The 17,234-nt window shown below is 70.6% G+C and carries 17 protein-coding genes, 1 other RNA gene and 1 pseudogene; 14 read left to right on the top strand and 5 right to left on the bottom strand.

The features are described 5' to 3' along the window. Positions 1–8 precede the first annotated feature (8 nt). Positions 9–227, bottom strand: a complete 219-nt coding sequence (locus COUCH_RS33810; protein WP_249613892.1) for a helix-turn-helix domain-containing protein — start codon at positions 225–227, stop codon at positions 9–11. A gap of 50 nt (positions 228–277) precedes the next feature. After that, a complete protein-coding gene (locus COUCH_RS33805; protein ID WP_249609227.1) occupies positions 278–781 on the bottom strand; it encodes an Lrp/AsnC family transcriptional regulator in 504 nt (167 codons plus the stop codon). A gap of 93 nt (positions 782–874) precedes the next feature. Between COUCH_RS33805 and COUCH_RS33800 the strand changes: the two genes are divergently transcribed. Both COUCH_RS33800 and COUCH_RS33795 read left to right on the top strand, forming a co-directional pair. After that, positions 875–1,288, top strand: coding sequence for a rhodanese-like domain-containing protein (locus tag COUCH_RS33800; protein WP_249609226.1), 414 nt, complete (start codon positions 875–877; stop codon positions 1,286–1,288). 183 nt (positions 1,289–1,471) lie between these two features. Further along, on the top strand, positions 1,472–1,975 hold the full coding sequence (locus COUCH_RS33795; protein ID WP_430641017.1) for a DUF6912 family protein: 504 nt from the start codon (positions 1,472–1,474) through the stop codon (positions 1,973–1,975). Positions 1,976–1,985: 10 nt separating this feature from the next. Here COUCH_RS33795 and COUCH_RS33790 read toward each other — a convergent pair whose 3' ends face one another. Beyond that, positions 1,986–3,041 carry a hypothetical protein gene (locus tag COUCH_RS33790; protein ID WP_249609225.1) on the bottom strand — a complete coding sequence of 352 codons (1,056 nt, stop codon included), beginning with the start codon at positions 3,039–3,041 and terminating at the stop codon, positions 1,986–1,988. Between the two features lie 124 nt (positions 3,042–3,165). On the opposite strand from COUCH_RS33790, the gene pruA reads away from it, so the two are divergent. From pruA to ssrA, 9 genes are all read left to right on the top strand, one after another. Continuing rightward, positions 3,166–4,794, top strand: coding sequence for an L-glutamate gamma-semialdehyde dehydrogenase (gene pruA, locus COUCH_RS33785; RefSeq protein WP_249609224.1), 1,629 nt, complete (start codon positions 3,166–3,168; stop codon positions 4,792–4,794). 276 nt (positions 4,795–5,070) lie between these two features. Further along, complete coding sequence (locus tag COUCH_RS33780; RefSeq protein ID WP_249609223.1) at positions 5,071–5,586, top strand: PadR family transcriptional regulator; 516 nt, start codon at positions 5,071–5,073, stop codon at positions 5,584–5,586. 58 nt (positions 5,587–5,644) lie between these two features. Then, positions 5,645–6,760: a peptide chain release factor 2 gene (prfB, locus tag COUCH_RS33775; RefSeq protein WP_249609222.1), complete on the top strand. Its 1,116-nt coding sequence runs from the start codon at positions 5,645–5,647 to the stop codon at positions 6,758–6,760. Positions 6,761–6,909: 149 nt separating this feature from the next. Then, the gene (gene ftsE / locus COUCH_RS33770; protein WP_199515680.1) at positions 6,910–7,590 is read left to right on the top strand and encodes a cell division ATP-binding protein FtsE; all 681 of its coding nucleotides are present in this window, start codon (positions 6,910–6,912) and stop codon (positions 7,588–7,590) included. Between the two features lie 66 nt (positions 7,591–7,656). Beyond that, positions 7,657–8,532 (top strand): permease-like cell division protein FtsX, encoded by an 876-nt coding sequence (gene ftsX, locus COUCH_RS33765; protein ID WP_249609221.1) that lies wholly within the window; start codon positions 7,657–7,659, stop codon positions 8,530–8,532. Positions 8,533–8,702: 170 nt separating this feature from the next. Continuing rightward, on the top strand, positions 8,703–9,911 hold the full coding sequence (locus COUCH_RS33760) for a M23 family metallopeptidase (RefSeq protein ID WP_249609220.1): 1,209 nt from the start codon (positions 8,703–8,705) through the stop codon (positions 9,909–9,911). A gap of 41 nt (positions 9,912–9,952) precedes the next feature. Then, positions 9,953–10,429: an SsrA-binding protein SmpB gene (gene smpB / locus COUCH_RS33755; protein ID WP_199515682.1), complete on the top strand. Its 477-nt coding sequence runs from the start codon at positions 9,953–9,955 to the stop codon at positions 10,427–10,429. 48 nt (positions 10,430–10,477) lie between these two features. Continuing rightward, positions 10,478–11,146 carry a cellulose binding domain-containing protein gene (locus COUCH_RS33750; RefSeq protein WP_249609219.1) on the top strand — a complete coding sequence of 223 codons (669 nt, stop codon included), beginning with the start codon at positions 10,478–10,480 and terminating at the stop codon, positions 11,144–11,146. Between the two features lie 69 nt (positions 11,147–11,215). Further along, positions 11,216–11,594: a transfer-messenger RNA gene (gene ssrA, locus COUCH_RS33745) on the top strand. Positions 11,595–12,031: 437 nt separating this feature from the next. On the opposite strand, the gene COUCH_RS33740 is transcribed toward ssrA, so the two are convergent. Continuing rightward, positions 12,032–13,549, bottom strand: a complete 1,518-nt coding sequence (locus COUCH_RS33740) for an exosporium protein (RefSeq protein WP_249609218.1) — start codon at positions 13,547–13,549, stop codon at positions 12,032–12,034. Positions 13,550–13,821: 272 nt separating this feature from the next. Between COUCH_RS33740 and COUCH_RS33735 the strand changes: the two genes are divergently transcribed. From COUCH_RS33735 to COUCH_RS33725, 3 genes and pseudogenes are all read left to right on the top strand, one after another. Further along, a complete protein-coding gene (locus COUCH_RS33735) occupies positions 13,822–14,646 on the top strand; it encodes a helix-turn-helix domain-containing protein (protein WP_249609217.1) in 825 nt (274 codons plus the stop codon). A gap of 95 nt (positions 14,647–14,741) precedes the next feature. Then, positions 14,742–15,479 carry an SDR family oxidoreductase gene (locus COUCH_RS33730; protein WP_249609216.1) on the top strand — a complete coding sequence of 246 codons (738 nt, stop codon included), beginning with the start codon at positions 14,742–14,744 and terminating at the stop codon, positions 15,477–15,479. Between the two features lie 11 nt (positions 15,480–15,490). Further along, positions 15,491–16,365, top strand: a pseudogene (locus tag COUCH_RS33725) (SDR family oxidoreductase). Here the strand turns inward: COUCH_RS33725 and COUCH_RS33720 are convergent. Then, positions 16,362–17,168, bottom strand: coding sequence for an S-methyl-5'-thioadenosine phosphorylase (locus tag COUCH_RS33720; protein WP_249609215.1), 807 nt, complete (start codon positions 17,166–17,168; stop codon positions 16,362–16,364). The pseudogene COUCH_RS33725 and the gene COUCH_RS33720 sit on opposite strands and share 4 nt — an antisense overlap. Between the last annotated feature and the right edge of the window lie 66 nt (positions 17,169–17,234).

The raw sequence follows: 17,234 nt of genomic DNA, 5'->3' as shown, positions 1-17,234 counted from the left end.
CTCCGGGCTCAGGGGAGGTCGGCGTCGCGCTCGTTCAGCGGGTTCTCCCGTACCCAGGATGCGGTCTCCGCGTACTTGTGCTGGATGTATTCCTCCAGCTTGGCCCGCTCGACGCGCCACTGCCCGCGGCCGCCGATCTTGATCGCGGGCAGTTCTCCGCTACGGACCATGTGGTAGACCTGCGAGTCGGACACGTTCAGCTCGGCCGCCACGTCCGACAGCAGCATGAACCTGGCCTCCACGGCTCCTCCGCTCGCGCGATCTGATGCAGACCGCTTCAGTTTGCCATCGTTTGCTTGGGGGCGGTCTCGCCGGTCTGTGCCTGTGGACCGCCGGACGAGACGGCCCGCCCCGGCAGCGGGCTGGAGTAGACCACGCTGGTCGTCACCGAGCCCAGCCCGGAGATGCGCCCGGTGACCTCCTCGAGGTGCCGCATCGAGCGGCACAGCACCTTCAGGACGAAGCAGTCCTCGCCCGTCACGTGGTGCGCCTCGATGATCTCCGGGGTGCTGTCGAGCAGCGCGTGGAACGGCTTGTAGTTGCCGGTGGGGTAGCGCAGCCGGACGAAGGCCATCACGGTCAGGCCGACGCTTTCCGGGTCGACCTGCGCCCGGTACCCGGCGATCACGCCGGTCTCCTCCAGCCGGCGCACCCGCTCCGCGACCGCGCTCGGCGACATCGCCACGGCCCGGGCGAGGTCGGCGTAGCTCGCACGGCCGTTGTGCTGCAGCTCCGCGAGAAGCCGCCAATCCGTACGGTCCAAAGCGCTGTCAACGGTCACCCGGGCAAACTACCGGTGATTCCACGGCGGCAACAGCGATGGTCCGTGGTTGTCCCGTGGCCCCGCCGGTTGATCGTTCATAGCGTCGTGGCCATGCGTACTCCTGAGGAAATCTTCGCCGAGCGGCTCGCCACGCAGACCGACGTCGCCGATGTCCGTGCTGCCGAGCCCGGCGCTTTCGTCCTGGTCGACTCGCGGTCCCGGCAGGCCTGGGACCAGGGGCACATCCCCGGCGCCGTGCATCTGCCGACCGCCGACATCCCGCTGCGCGCCGCCGAGCTGGTCGACCGCGGGCTGCCCGTCGTCACGTACTGCTGGGGGCCCGGCTGCAACGGCGCGACGCGCGCGGCCCTGGCGTTCGCGCGGCTCGGGTACGAGGTCCGGGAGATGCTGGGCGGCGTCGAGTACTGGATCCGGGAGGGTTTTCCACTGCGGACGCCGGCCGGCGACGTGACCCTGCCGCCCGACCCCCTGGTCGCTCCAGCAGGAGCAGCGTGTGGCTGCTGACGCCGGGAAGGGAGGACGACGGGAAGGAAAGGCGGCTTGGGAGGGGAGGGCGCCGGAACGGATGGGACGCGGCTGGCGGGTGGACCGGCCGGAAGGGGACACGACCCGCGGAAATGCCTTCCGGTAGCGTGCGCGGCGGTGTACTACAGGGACGTCGAGTCGCCGGGGGGATTGAGAGTGCCGATCACCGATCTGGTTCGGGTGTACGTGCCCGCCACCGTGCCGATGCTGGCGGCGCTCAAGTCGTCCGGGCAGCTGGGCGACGGCCCGGTGGTCGCGCACGCGGTCACGCCCGCCCTGCGGGAGTGGTACGCCGAGGGCGACGAGGAGGAACTGGAGTACGTAGCCTTCACCCGTGCCGCCCAGGCCGCCCTGCAGCTGCTGCGCCACGATCCCGCGGCCCCGCGGCGGCGGGTGGTGGTCTCGGCGGACGTGGCGGCGAACGCGCTGGTCCGCGAGGACGTCGAGCTCGGGTCGAGCACCGTGCGGCTGCCGAAGCCGGTCTCGCTGAAGGAGGTCGCCTCGATCCACGTGGACGGGGCGGACGCAGCCGACGAGATCGCGGCCGCCGCGGACGTGGTCGAGGAGGCGCTGGCCGGTGACCCGGACGCCCAGTTCACCGTCGACGGGGCCGAGGACCACGAGCTCGAGTGGTACGCGGTCAGCGAGCTCGACGACCTGACCTGATCCGGCCCGTTCAGTCGTCCTTCGCCGAGGTCGCCACGGCGGGGTCGTCCTCCCGCGCCGCCTTCTCGATCTCGTCCGGATCGGCCGGCGTCGCCACCTGAGCCGGCTTCCCAGTGCTCGTCTCGGCCGGCGCGGGGGAGTCGGCGGCCGGGGTGCCCAGCGTGCGCCCGACCGCCACCATGGCCGTGAACGCGCCCACGAAGAGCACGATCAGCCCGTTGTTGAGCCGCGATCCGCTGAGCATCTGCTGCACGGTCAGCTCCAGCGCGCTGACCCGCCCGGCAAGCTCCAAGACCCGCGATCCCGCCGTACGCGTCAGAATCTCGCCCGCCACCAGCAGCAGCCCCGGCCCGGCGCCCGCCAGGGCGTAGAGCGGCCACCGCAGGTCCGTGCCGCTGCGCCGGCGGGCGCGGCGCAGGACGCGGTAGCCGACGAGGCCTGCCGCCACGCCGCCGAGCGCGCCCTGCGCGAAGCCGAAGTAGCCGGCCGCGTCGGCCTGCGACGCGGAGCTGTCGCCGGCGCCGAAGACCGGCAGCAGGTCGTCCTGCAGGAAGGTGAGCACGACGCCGACCAGGAACACCGCGACCGCGCCCCAGCAGACGGCGGCCATCACGCGCGGGTAGCGGAAGCCGGCCAGCGCGCCGCCGATCGTCGCCGCCGCCGCGACGGTGCCGCCGACGACCGCGTAGATCCAGCCCTCGGTGTTGATCGTGACGATCGCGACGGCGCCGAGCAGGCCGACGACCAGACCCGTGCCGGTCGCGATGAGGAAGCGGACCGTCGCGCCGGGATCGCGGCCGCCGCGGGTGAGGAACGCCAGGACGGCTAGGGCGACCGCCGCGCCCGCGACGAGGCTCGCGGAGACGGCGCCGGGCAGGGCGTACGCCGTGGAGGTGACCTCCATCTCGGCGTCCGCGCGGCCGGTGATCGTGGCTCGCGCCGACCACAGCATCCCGGCGGCCCAGAGGACGCCCACGAGCGCCAGGACGAGGCCGCGGCCGGTCGCCCGTTCCGGCCCCTGCTGAGCCGTTCCGGCCGCCATGACCTCGCTGTCCGCCTCACTCATGGCCCTCAGCGTACGCGGGCCCGCCGACGCTTTTCGAAGCCCCGGGAGGGCCTCGGACGCGTGCGAGGATGGACCCGACACACGATGTCGCACAAGCCGAACCCACGAGGTCGAGGAGTACGTGATGGACGCCCAGCTTTCCGTGCCGGTGCCACGGAACGAACCCGTACGCGCCTATGCGCCCGGCAGCCCCGAAAGGGCCTCGCTGCAGGCGCGCGTGGAGTCCCTGGCCGCCGAGCGGCTGGAGCTGACGAACACGATCGACGGCGTGCAGCGGATGGCCGGCGGCGAGCGGATCGACGTCGTCCAGCCGCACAAGCGGCACCACGTGCTGGGCGTCACCGGCAACTCCACCCACGAGGACGCCGCGGCCGCCGTGGCAGCCGCCAAGCGCGCGGCGCCGGCCTGGCGGGCGCTGCCGTACAGCGAGCGGGCCGCCGTGTTCCTGCGGGCCGCCGAGATGCTGGCCGGCGGGTGGCGCGACACGCTCAACGCCGCCACGGTGCTGGGCCAGTCGAAGTCGGCGTACCAGGCGGAGATCGACTCGGCGTGCGAGCTGATCGACTTCCTGCGCTTCAACGTCGCCTTCGGCGAGCAGATCCTGGCCGAGCAGCCGCAGTCGAGCCCCGGCTTCTGGAACCGGTTCGACCACCGCCCGCTCGAGGGCTTCGTGTACGCGATCACCCCGTTCAACTTCACCGCGATCGCCGGGAACCTGCCGTCGGCGCCCGCGCTGATGGGCAACACGGTGGTCTGGAAGCCGTCGCCGACGCAGCAGTTCTCGGCGCACTTCACGATGCGGCTGTTCGAGGCGGCGGGCCTGCCGCCCGGCGTCATCAACATGGTCACCGGCGACGGGCTCGCGGTCTCCGACGTGGTGCTCGCCGATCCCGACCTGGCCGGCATCCACTTCACCGGTTCCACGGCCACGTTCCGGCACCTGTGGCGCGAGGTCGGCTCGAACATCGACCGCTACCGGTCGTACCCGCGGCTGGTGGGGGAGACCGGCGGCAAGGACTTCGTCTTCGCGCACCCCAGCGCCGACGTGGACGCGCTGCACACGGCGCTGGTCCGCGGCGCGTACGAGTACCAGGGCCAGAAGTGCTCGGCGGCCTCGCGAGCGTACGTGCCGCGCGGCATCTGGGAGGGCGGCCTGCGTGACCGGCTCGCGGCGACGGTCGCGTCCATCCGCTACGGCGACGTCACGGACCTGTCGGTGTTCGGCGGCGCGGTGATCGACGGCCGCGCGTTCGCGAAGCACGCGGCGGCGCTGGACCGGATCAAGAACAGCGCGGCGTGCACGGTGCTCGCCGGCGGTACGGCGGACGACGCCGAGGGCTGGTTCGTGGCGCCGACCCTGGTGGAGTCGAGCGACCCGGCCCACGAGATCTTCACGACCGAGTACTTCGGGCCGATCCTCGGCGTGCACGTCTACGAGGACGGTGACTTCGAGGGCGCGGTGGCCCAGGCGGAGGCGGTCTCGCCGTACGCGCTCACGGGTTCGATCTTCGCCACCGACCGCTCGGTCGTGGACTGGGCGGCGACCGCTCTGCGCAACGCGGCCGGCAACTTCTACATCAACGACAAGCCGACGGGCGCGGTGGTGGGCCAGCAGCCCTTCGGCGGCGCGCGCGGCAGCGGCACGAACGACAAGGCCGGTTCGATGCTGAACCTGCTGCGGTGGGTCTCGCCGCGGACCATCAAGGAGACGTTCGAGCCGCCGACGTCCTGGCAGTATCCCCACATGGGCTGATTGTCCGGTTCGCGGGTCGTCGTCGTTTCTTTCGAATCTTTTCGGCGGAGAAAGGGCGGCGATCCGCGCCGTTTATGAGACTTCCGGACTTCGAGCGCCGTCTGACCGTTTTCGCGCTCCATTTTACCGCGTGAGACCCGTCCTCAAAGGCGAAACGCCCGGTCGCGACCCTCGTGGTCGGACTGTCTGTGCGGGACAGTCGTTTGTGGAGACGCAAATTGGACGGATCGGGCGAAATCCTGGACGCCGGAGCCACAAAGTGGCAGCTTAGAAGGCATGCCCGACTCTCAGATCAACCCTACGGCTGCCGCTCTGCTCGGCCTGCTCCACGATGGGCCGATGACCGGCGGACAGCTCATGGCGGCCGCAGAACGCCGTCTCGGGCCCTACTGGTCGATGACGCGGAGCCAGGTCTACCGCGAATTGCCGGTTCTCGCCGAGATGGGATATGTCCGCCTCGGAAAGCCGGGACCACGGTCCAGTCAGCCCTATGCCATCACCGCCGCCGGCAAGCGTGCCTTCAGCCGATGGCTCACCGAGTCGCCCGGCCGCGACGCCATCCGTAATCCGGTGGCGCTGCGCGTGGCCTTCGGTCAGCAGCACGCCGGCGGCCAGCTCAAGAATCTCTACACCGGCGCCAACGAGTTCCACTCCGAGGCCCTCGCCATGGCCCGCGAGCAGGCCAAGGAGGCCAAGAAGGCGGGCGACCAGTACGGCGCCGCCGCCCTCGAGTTCGCGGTCGCGTACCACAAGGCGGCCCTGAGCTGGCTCAAGACCGCACCGGCGGAGTAACGACGCATCATGGGCCGCCCGGCCTGCCGACGGGCCGGGCGGCGTATTCTTGACCGTCGTGAGTGCAGCCGACTTTCCTGACCAGCTCAAGGCCCTCGACGCCACCCTGCGCAACATCGAGAACGTGCTCGACCTCGACAAGCTGCGCCGGAGCCGGGCGGAGCTCGAGGAGGAGGCCTCCGCCCCCGACCTGTGGGACGACCAGGCCCGCGCTCAGGACGTCAATTCGCGGCTGTCGTACGTCTCCGGCGAGATCTCGAAGATGGAGCGGCTGCGGCAGCGCCTCGACGACGCCGCCCTGCTGCTGGAGATGGCGCAGGACGCCGGGGACGCCGACTCGATCGCCGAGGTCGGCGACGAGCTGGTGAAACTGCACAAGGCCATCGAGGAGATGGAGGTCCGCACCCTCCTCTCCGGCGAGTACGACTCCCGCGAGGCCGTCGTGGCCATCCGGGCGGGCGCGGGTGGCGTGGACGCCGCCGACTTCGCCGAGATGCTTCTGCGGATGTACCTGCGCTGGGCGGAGCGGCACGGCTATCCCACCGAGGTGTACGAGACGTCGTACGCGGAGGAGGCCGGCCTCAAGTCGGCCACGTTCGCCGTCAAGGTGCCGTACGCGTTCGGCACGCTGAGCGTCGAGTCCGGCACCCACCGCCTGGTCCGGATCAGCCCGTTCGACAACCAGGGGCGGCGCCAGACGAGCTTCGCCGGCGTCGAGGTGATGCCGGTCGTCGAGCAGACCGACCACATCGACATCCCCGAGAACGAGATCCGCGTGGACGTCTACCGTTCGTCGGGTCCTGGTGGACAGAGCGTTAACACCACGGACTCCGCGGTCCGCCTCACGCACATTCCGACGGGCATCGTCGTGACGTGTCAGAACGAGAAATCCCAGCTTCAGAACAAGGCCTCCGCGATGCGCGTCCTCCAGGCCCGGCTGCTCGAGCGCAAGCGCCAGGAGGAGGAAGCGAAGATGGCCGGGCTCAAGCAGGACACCACCGGATCGTGGGGCGACCAGATGCGCTCGTACGTCCTGCACCCGTACCAGATGGTCAAGGATCTGCGCACTGAGCAGGAGACGGGCAATCCGTCGTCGGTCTTCGACGGCGAGATCGACGAGTTCATCGAGGCGGGCATCCGCTGGCGCAAGCAGACGCAGATGGCGGCCGGCTGACGAGCCGGCCACGGCGACACGCCGCCTGAACGAAGAGTCAGGCGGCGTTCACCGCCCGTGTAGAAAGTCGTCGGCCGTCGCGCTCCGTGTGCAAAAGATGGCGACCGCCGGGCTTGGCGTTTTCGTTACACCGCGTAGACTCTCCACCCGTGATTCAGCTCGAGAACGTGACGAAGACGTATCCGAAGGCGTCTCGGCCGTCGTTGGACGATGTCAGCGTCGGTATCGAGAAGGGTGAGTTCGTCTTCTTCATCGGCCCCTCCGGTTCCGGCAAGTCGACGATCATCAAGCTCCTGCTGCACGAGGTGTCCCCTTCGCGCGGCAAGGTGGTGGTGAACTCCAAGGACGTCACCACGATGCGCTCGTGGAAGATCCCGCACTTCCGCCGCTCGATCGGCTGCGTGTTCCAGGACTTCCGCCTGCTGCCCAACCGCACCGCGTACGAGAACGTGGCGTTCGCGCTCGAGGTCATCGGCAAGACCAAGGCGGTCGCCCGCCGGGTCGTGCCCGAGGTGCTCGAGCTCGTCGGTCTCGGCGGCAAGGAGCACCGCTACCCGCACGAGCTCTCCGGCGGTGAGCAGCAGCGCGTCGCGGTGGCCCGGGCCTTCGTGAACCGGCCGCTCATCCTCCTGGCCGACGAGCCCACGGGCAACCTCGACCCGGACACCTCCATCGAGATCATGCGTCTGCTCGACCGGATCAACCGGACCGGCACGACGGTCGTGATGGTCACCCACGACTCCAACATCGTCAACCAGATGCGCCGGCGGGTCATCGAGATCGAGAGCGGGCGCATCGTCCGCGACCAGGCCCGCGGCGTGTACGGCTGAACCGGGCCGCGCCCGCTCGTCTTGCAGTCCTGATCTACGAACGCGGAGTCCCGGAAGGAACCCCCGATGCGTTTCAAGTACGTCCTCAACGAGGTGCTGGTCGGCCTGTGGCGCAACGTCACGATGACCATCGCCATGATCATCACCATGTCGGTGTCGCTCACCATGCTCGGCGCCAGCGTGCTGATGTACATGCAGGTCGACCAGATGAAGAACTACTACTACGGGGAGATCGAGGTCTCGATCTTCCTGCGTGAGGACGTCACCGAGGCTCAGCGCAGCGCGATCAACCAGGCGATCGATCAGAGTCCCCTGGTGCAGCAGAAGACCTACGAGAGCCGCGAGGATGCCTGGAAGAAGTTCCAGGTGCTCTGGGCGGACTCGCCGGACTTCGTGAAGTCGGTCGGGCCGGACAGCCTGCCGGAGTCGTTCCGGGTCAAGCTGAAGAACCCGGAGCAGTACCAGGCCTTCGCCGACCAGATCAAGACTCAGCAGGGCATCCAGGACATCGTGGACCAGCGCGAGCTGCTCGAGAAGGTCTTCAAGATCTTCAATGCGATCCAGGTGATGGCATTGGTGGTGGCGGCCTTCATGGCCCTGGCGGCGCTGATGCTCGTCGGCAACACCATCCAGGTGGCCGCGTACAGCAAGCGCCGCGAGGTCGCGGTCATGAAACTCGTCGGCGCGTCCAACTGGTTCATCCAGGCGCCGTTCGTGCTCGAGGCGGTGGTCGCCGGCCTGATCGGCGCGATCCTGGGCTTCGTGTTCATCTTCGTCAGCAAGGTGGTGCTGCTCGACGGCCGCCTGCAAGCGCTGACGAACGTGCTCACGCCCATCCCCGACGGCAACGTCTGGCTGATGCTGCCCCTGCTCGCGGGGGTCGGCGCGGGTGTCAGCGCGATCACTGCGTGGATCACCCTGCGGTTCTACCTGAAGGTCTGAACAAGCCGGTTTTCCCATCGCCGCGCCCTCCCGTACGGGAAGGCGCGGCGATGGCCGTTTCGGGCGGTTTTGGCGGTTAGTGACGTTACGTCAGGGTACGGTGACTCTTCGTGGAGTCCTATCGCTGTCGACATCGCCGGTTCCGTACCGCGCTGACCGCTGGCCTGAGCGTGCTCTGCGCCGCCGGCCTCGCGCTCGCGGCCCCCGGATCCGCCTACGCCGACCCCAGCGCCGCCGACGCCAAGAAGGCGAGCCGGGCCGTGGACCGGGCGGAGGCGATTCTCGAGAACGCCACCGTGACGGCCCGCAGCGCCGCCCGGCGCCTGGAGGCCGCGACCGCAGCGCTGCCCGCGGCCCAGCACAAGGTCGCCACGAGCCGCGGTGTCGTCGCCGCCTCCTCCGTCCAGGCCGCCACCGCCCGCCGCAAGGCCGACACCGCCCGGGCCGCGTACGAGCAGACCGCCGCCGGCTTCCGCGTCGCCCAGGGACGCGTCGAGGTGGCGCACGACCGGGTCAACGACATCGCGGCCGCCTCGTACAAGGGCGGCAACTTCGCCACCGTCAACGTGCTCGTCGGCGCCCGCGGCCCGCAGGACGCCATGGACCGCCTGGGTCTCATCCACCAGGTGATGCGCTCACAGCAGGAGGACGTCGACGAGCTCATGGTGGCCCGCCGCCAGGCCCGCGTCGAACAGGACCGGGCCGGCCTCGCGAAACAGGTGGCCGAGAACGCCGAGCGGGAGGCCGCGAACAAGCTCCAGGCGGCCCGCGACGCCCAGACGGCCGCCCAGCGGGCCCGTGCGGCGGTCATCCAGCTGGCCCAGAGCCGCAAGGCAGCCCTGCACCTCGCCCGGTCGCAGCGCGCGGCCGTCCTGGCCAAGTACGAACAGGCGAAGGCCGAGGAGGCCCGCATCCAGGACGCGCTGCGCGGCTGGGCGCACAAGAACGGCGGCGGCAGCAGCTACGCCGGGGGCACCCTGCTGATGCCGGTGCACGGCTGGAAGACGAGTAACTTCGGCACCCGCTACGACCCGTACTACCACGTGTGGCAGTTGCACGCCGGCACGGACATCGCCGCGCCCGGCGGCACCCCGATCCACGCGGCGGCGAGCGGCCGGGTCATCCGGGCCGGCTGGGGCGGCGGGTACGGCAACTACACCTGCATCGACCACGGCCGGAAACAGGGCCGCAGCTTCTCCACCTGCTACGGCCACCAGTCCAAGATCCTGGTCCACGAGGGTGAGTACGTCCGCCGCGGCGAGGTCATCGGCAAGGTGGGCTCGACGGGCGCCTCCACCGGATTCCACCTGCACTTCGAGACGCGCTTCGACGGCGTACCGAAGAACCCGCTGAACCTGCTGCCGAGCTGCCTGTGCTGACCCGGCGGTAGGATGGTCTTTTCTCCGGGGGAGGAGTGCCGATGCCGCGCGAACAGGGGCGCAAAGTGGTGGCCTCGAACCGCAAGGCGCGGCACGATTACGCCATCCTCGACACCTACGAGGCGGGCATGCAGCTGACCGGCACCGAGGTCAAGTCGCTGCGCGCCGGGCGGGCCTCGCTGGTCGACGCGTTCGGCCACGAGAACCACGGCGAGATCTTCCTGCACGGCATGCACATCCCCGAGTACACCCAGGGCACGTGGACCAACCACGAGCCGCGCCGGGTCCGCAAGCTGCTCCTCCGCCGCGAGGAGATCCACAAGCTGATGGGCAAGCTGCGCGACGACGGCGTCACCCTCGTGCCGCTGCAGGTCTACTTCCACAACGGGTACGCCAAGGTCGAGATCGGGCTGGCCAAGGGCAAGAAGGCGTACGACAAACGCCAGGACCTCGCCGCGCGCGACGCGAGCAAGGAAATCCAGCGGGCGATGGGCCGCCGCAGCAAAGGCATGGACTGACCTGTAACCTCGCCGGGCCCCCTGCTGTCTCGCGCGAAGGACCCGCCGTTGCCCGGCAAGCACTCCACAGGACAACTCGGCCTGCCCCGCTACTCCTTCATCGCGGCGGCCGCGACCCTGCTCGTGATCCTCGTCGCCTGGGTGGCCGTCCGGGCCGCCGGCCCCAGCCAGGAGCAGAAGGCGCCCGTGCTGGTCGTGCCCCCCTCGACCCCGGTGGTCGAGGTCGGAGCGACCCTGCCGGCCCCGGCGTCATCCTCACCCTCGGCGTCACCCAGCGCTTCCCCTTCGCGTACGCCCTCAGCAAGCCCGACGCCCAGCCCGTCGCGCACGTCCGCCAAGCCGTCGGCCCGCGCCACCACCAAGCCGCCCGTACGGACCACCACCACCCCGCCTCCGGCCGTCGCGTCCTTCACCGCGCGCTACCAGAGCGGCGCCAGCTGGGACCACGGCCTGATCGCGGCCGTCCAGGTGACCAACACGGGCGCCGCCGCCGGCACCTGGCGGGTCACCATCAGCTTCGACTCCCGCGCCGGCGTCCGCGTCACCAACGTGTGGAACGCCCAGGTCAGCCACAACGGCGACACCTGGGCCTTCACCGGCGGCCCGGTCGCCGCGGGCGCCGACGCGAGCTTCGGCTTCCAGGCCACCAAGCAGACCCGAGGCTCCGCCCGCCCCACCGCCTGCTCGATCGGCGGCACGCCGTGCACCGGCGGCTGATACCGGAATGAATCCCCGGCGCGGACGCGTTAGTCTTGTACGGCTGGCGCACACGCGGCAGCCCTACGAGGGGGTGACTGGTTTCGACTTCGTACGTGGAGACAGGGGAAGCGAGCCGAGGAAGCCGACGTCGTCTCGAGAATCGGTCGTCGGAAACCAATAAGCGCCAAGGATAACTCCCGCGCTGACTTCGCTCTTGCCGCCTGAGGTAAGTAGCAAGTCTGTCGGACTGAGCACACCTCCGGCTCAGATCTCCGGCATCAGCTAGGAGGTTGGCCAACCGGTCCCGGTCGCGGGGACCGCACGGCGAGATCAATCAGCGACTGGGCCCGTCACACCAACTCGCTCACGTGATTGGTGGGGCCGAGTAGAGGCACAGTGAGCTGCGCTCGGAGAAGCCCTGACGAAACAACGAAGGACCCGGGTTCGATTCCCGGCACCTCCACGGCTGACGGCCCCTTGTTCGCGGACTGCGCGAACCGGGGGCCGTTCCGTATGTCTGCTCCGGGGGCCGAGCCCCCGGACGCCCCGCGGTGCGGGAGTTGCGCTCGATCGGTCGGGTTCGAGTAAGCGGACAGCACGTCCACGGTTGACGGCCCCTTGTTCGCGGACCGCGCGAACCGGGGGCCGTTCCGTATGCCGGGGTCAGATGACGAGAAGCAAGGACAGCGGCGCCGCCTGCGTCTGTTCACGGTGAACGGCTGACACCCGTACGCGTGGGTCGTCGGTACGTCGCCGCCGCGTCTGGGGAGTTGAGTTGCACGGAGGCCCGGGTCAAGCCCGTCGTGCTCAACGTTCCCGGTGCCGCGCGAAGGGTGCGGATCGATGCGCCGAAGCGGTACCGGCCCTCAGGCCGGTACCGCTTCAGGTTCTGTGCTCAGGGATTCAGTTGACCGTGGCGCAGATTGCGTACGCCGTCACGGAGCCGGTGCCGGAGCGGTTGGTGACCGTCCAGGCCGACTGCGACGAGGGGTAGCTCGCGCCGATCGTGGCGCTGTTGGAGCTGTTGACGCCGCCGCCGATCACCTTCTTGCCGTTCGGGCAGGAGGCGGTGGAGGAGCTGTTGCCGGCCGAGGCCGTCACGAGCTGCCAGCCACTCACGCCATCCGCGCCGCTCTCGCCCTTGGCGCCGGTGTCGCCCTTGGGGCCTGCCGAGCCGGTGTCACCCTTGGCGCCGGCCGGGCCGGTGTCGCCCTTCGGGCCTGCCGAGCCGGTGTCACCCTTCGGGCCCGCGGCTCCGGTGTCGCCCTTCTCGCCTTGGGGACCCATGGCGCCGGTCTCGCCCTGGGGGCCGATCGGGCCGATCTCGCCCTGGGGACCCATCGGGCCGACCTCGCCCTGCGGGCCCGTCGCGCCGGTTTCGCCCTGGGCGCCGGTTGCGCCGGTCTCACCTTGGGCGCCGGTGTCGCCCTTCTCGCCCTGGGCACCGGTGTCGCCCTTGTCGCCGGGCAGGCCCTGCTGGCCCTGCGGGCCCATCGGACCCTGCGGGCCCACCGCGCCCTGCGCTCCGACGAGGCCGGCCAGGAACTCGGTCACGGTGCCGTCGGCGTTGCCGTCCAACGAGCGCCATACCTCGAAGGCCGACGCGCCGGTCGCGCCGGTGTCGCCCTTCTCGCCCTGGGCGCCGGTTGCGCCGGTGTCGCCCTTCTCGCCCTGGGCGCCGGTTGCGCCGGTGTCGCCCTTCTCGCCCTGGGCGCCGGTTGCGCCGGTGTCGCCCTTGGCGCCTACCAGGGACAGGAGGAAGTCGTCGAGGGTGCCGTTGTGGGACTGGCCCCAGAGCTCGTATGCGGACTTGCCGTCGAAGCCCTGTGCGCCCGTGGCGCCGGTTTCGCCCTGGGCTCCGACGAGGGAGGCGAGGAAGTCGTCGATGGTGCCGGCGTGGCCGTTGGCCAGCCAGAGCTGGTAGGCCGAGAGGCCGTCCGCGCCGCGCTCGCCCACCAGTGATGCCAGGAAGTCGCCGACCGTACCGCTGTTGCCGTTCTGCAGCCACAGTTCGAAGGCGGAGAGCCCATCCATGCCGGTCGCCCCGGTCGCGCCGGTCGCGCCGGTCGCGCCAGTGGCGCCGGTCGCGCCAGTGGCGCCGGTCTTGCCGGTTGCGCCGGTGGCGCCGGGGAGGCCCTGGATGCCGGGTACGCCCTCGAGGCCGCGGGGGCCCGTCGCTCCGGTCCGGCCCTGGGGGCCCACGCGGTTCCAGGTGATGAGGGTTTCGGCTGACGTGCAGCGGCGGCCGGCGGCGTGGTCGATGACGCGTACCGCGCCGGTCTTCTTGTTGGTGCAGGCGTAGATGGTGTTCGACGGCGTCGCGTCGAAGGTGCCGGCTGCGGCCGCTGCCGCGGCGGATCCGAGGACCAGGGCCGACACCGAGACGGCGGCGATGCCGATGCGCTTCTTCGAGGGTTTCATGGGGGCCTTCCTCGGGGCGGGGGTACGAACGGTCCGGGGTGGCGGTGACCTTCCGACCGGGAGGACATCACAGTAAGTAGCGAAGTGTCCGCGGGGGAAGCGCTGTGTAATCGATATGGCCATACGGTTAGTCCAGATCGTCGGTATAGGTCGTATAAATCCGGCAAAGAGGAGGGAAACAGGACGAGCGATGGGGAGTGGCGTGGATCGATGTGACGCAGTGTGGTGTCGACCGTCGTACTTTCCGTGCGGGAGTGCGTCATGCTGGCCGGGTGGACGTTTCCGGGCGACTGCCCTCCCGGCTGGCGGCGGCGAGCGACTCCCTCGGCTGGTGTTACGTCCGCGCCGCCCGGTACGCCGACCCGACCGAGACCGAACCCTTCCTCACGCGGTCCGACAAGCTCCTGGTGGTTCTCGTGACCAGCGGGCGCTACCGGATCGAGAGCCGGCGCGGAGCCTCGTGGCGGGCCGCCTCGTACCGGCCCGGGTCGGTCGGGATCACCGCTCCCGGCAACGCCAGCGTGCTGCGGTGGCGCGCCGCGTCGTCCGAGCCGATGGAGTCACTGCACCTTCACCTCGACCCGGCCGCTGCGGCTGGGACGGCCTTCCCCGACGCCCTCACGCTGCACGACGCGTACGTGGTGGTTTCGGCGCGTGTGTTGTCGGAGGCGCTGAGCGTCCAGGCGCCCGCCCTGTACGCCGACTCGGTGGCTCAAGGCCTGACCGTTCACCTCGCGCACCGGTTCGGGAAGCCCGTGCGGCAGCCGACGCCGGCCGGGGCTCTCAGCGAGCGTGAGGTGGGCCGCGTCGTCGAGTACATGCGGGCTCACCTCGGTGACGACGTCAGCCTCGAGGCGCTGGCCGGGGTGGCCCGGGTCAGCAAGTTCCATTTCCTACGGGCCTTCGCCGCGGCGACGGGGGTCACGCCGTACCGGTATCTGCGGCGGCTGCGGCTGCAGGTGGCCGCCGGGATGTTGCGGCGTACGGGCGATCCCGTGGCGCGGATCGCGCTGCTGTGCGGGTACCGCAGCAGCGGGCAGTTCGCGCGGGCCTTCCGCGCCGAGTACGGCGTGCCGCCCCGGCTCTTCCGCGGCTGATCTTCGCAATACCCGGCGCGGATCGCGCAACGGCGGGGTTCCCGCCGGCTCGATCCGGGGGCACCTTGGAGGCATCGACTTCCAAGGAGGTAGGCATGACCAGCCCCACACCGCGCGTCGCGGTCGTCACCGGTGGCTCCGGGGGGATCGGGCGCGCCGTCGCGGAACGGCTCGCCGCCGACGGCATGAGCGTCGTCGTGCACTACGCGGGCAACGCCGGCCGCGCCGACGAGGTGGTCAAGGCGATCGCCGGGCGCGGCGGCTCCGCCACCGCTGTCCAGGCCGACGTCGCCGAGCCCGATCAGGTGCAGGCGCTTTTCGACGGTACGGAGGAACAGTTCGGCGGCGTCGACGTCGTCGTCAACACGGCGGGGATCATGCTGCTGTCCCCGCTCGCCGAGCTGGACCTGGCCGACCTGGACCGGATGCACCGCACCAACATCCGCGGCACGTTCGTGGTCAGCCGAGAGGCGGTGAAGCGGCTACGGCCCGGCGGGGCGCTCATCAACTTCTCGTCGAGCGTGGTCAAGCTCGCGCTGCCGGCGTACACCGCGTACGCCGCCACCAAGGCCGCCGTGGACGCGCTGACCCCGATCCTCGCCAAGGAGCTGCGCGGCCGTGACATCACGGTCAACGCGGTCGCTCCCGGGCCCACCGCCACGCCGCTGTTCCTCGACGGCAAGGACCAGCAGACCGTCGACCACCTGGCCGGGCTCGCCCCGCTGGAACGGCTCGGCACGCCCGAGGACATCGCGGAGACCGTCGCGTTCCTCGCCGGCCCGGCGCGCTGGGTCAACGGCCAGACCATCTACGCCAACGGCGGCGTCATCTGAGAGGAGGACCCATGAGCAAGATCATTGTCGTCACCGGGGCGTCCAGCGGGTTCGGCGCGATGGCCGCCCGGGCGCTGGCCGGGGCCGGGCACACCGTGTACGCGGGCATGCGGGACATCGCGGGCCGCAACGCTCAGGCCGCGGCCGACCTGGGGGAACAGGCGGGTGCTGAGGGCGTACGGATGAAGGCTCTGGAGATGGACGTGGCCGACCAGGCCTCGGTGGACGCGGCCGTCGACCGGATCATCTCGAGGCGGGGCGCCTCGACGTCGTGGTGCACAACGCCGGGCACATGACGCTCGGTCCCGTCGAGGCGTTCACCGTCGAGCAGGTCGCGAGCATCTACGACATCAACGTGCTGTCCACCCAGCGCGTGAACCGGGCGGCGCTGCCGCACCTGCGCCGGCAACGGGACGGGCTGCTGGTCTGGGTGGGCTCGAGCAGCGCCCGCGGCGGCACCCCGCCGTACCTCGGGCCGTATTTCGCGGCGAAGGCCGCCGAGGACTCGCTGGCGGTGAGCATCGCCGCCGAGGTGGCCCGCTTCGGCATTGACACCTCGATCATCGTGCCGGGCTCGTTCACCACCGGCACCAACCACTACGCGCACGCCGGACACCCCGAGGACACCGCGGTGGTGCGGGAGTACGACGAGGTCTACGCCGGCGTGATGGACGTCCTGCTGAAGCGGCAGGCGGCGCTGAGCCCGCCGGACGCCGACCCGGCCGACCTGCCCAAGGGCAAGCGCCCGTTCCGGGTGTACATCGACCCGGCTCAGGACGGCGCCGAGGAGGTCTTCCGCATCGGCGACCGGATCCGGCGCGAGTTCTACCGGGCCGTGGGCTACGAGGACCTGCTCCGGCCCGCCGTTCGCTCGGAGCGCGGCTAGGGAAGCTCCAGCGGGAGCTTGATCCCGTCGAGGGCGCTCCTGCACGGGCAGGAGCGCTCCCGGGGCAGCCTGGTGACCGCGTCCAGCAGCACCTCGCGGAGCTTCGCCGTGTTGTCCGCGAACACCGTGAAGACCTCGTCCTGCGTCACCCCGTGGTCGCCCTCGACGCCCGCGTCCAGGTCCGTCACGAGCGCGATGGCCGTGTAACAGAGGGCCAGCTCGCGGGCGAGTACCGCTTCCGGGTGACCCGTCATGTTCACGATCGACCCGCCGATCGACGTGAACCAGCGCGACTCCGCCCGCGTCGAGAATCGCGGCCCCTCGACCACCACCATGGTGCCGCCGTCCACCGGGCTCACCGGCTCGCCGGCCGCCAGCACCGCCCGCCGCCCGTCCGGGCAGTACGGGTCCGCGAACGACACGTGCACCGCGCCGGTGTCGTAGAACGTCTGCTCGCGGCCGCTCGTCCGGTCGATGAGCTGGTCCGGTACGACGAACGTGCCCGGCCCCAGCTCAGGCCGCAGGCCACCGACCGCGCAGGGCGCGATGATCTGGCGTACCCCCAGGGAGCGCAACGCCCACAGGTTGGCCCGGTAGGGGATCCGGTGCGGCGGGAAGCGGTGGTCGCGGCCGTGCCGCGGCAGGAAAGCGACCCGCCGCCCGCCGACCTCGGCGAGGGTGATCCGGTCCGAGGGAGCACCGTACGGCGTGGACACCTCGCGCTCCGTCGCGCCGTCGAGAAGCGCGTACAGCCCGGATCCGCCGATGACGCCGATCTCCGCCTCAGGGGGTCGCTCGTTCATGCGCAGACCTTATCGGTGGCGGGAACCGCAAGCTAATGTCCAAGCATGGCGCGAAGGCGAGGCGGT

The sequence above is a fragment of the Couchioplanes caeruleus genome, assembly GCF_023499255.1.
GTDB lineage: Bacteria > Actinomycetota > Actinomycetes > Mycobacteriales > Micromonosporaceae > Actinoplanes > Actinoplanes caeruleus_A.
The sequence above is the reverse complement of the archived record's forward strand: the minus strand, read 5'-3'. Positions and strand labels throughout refer to the sequence as shown.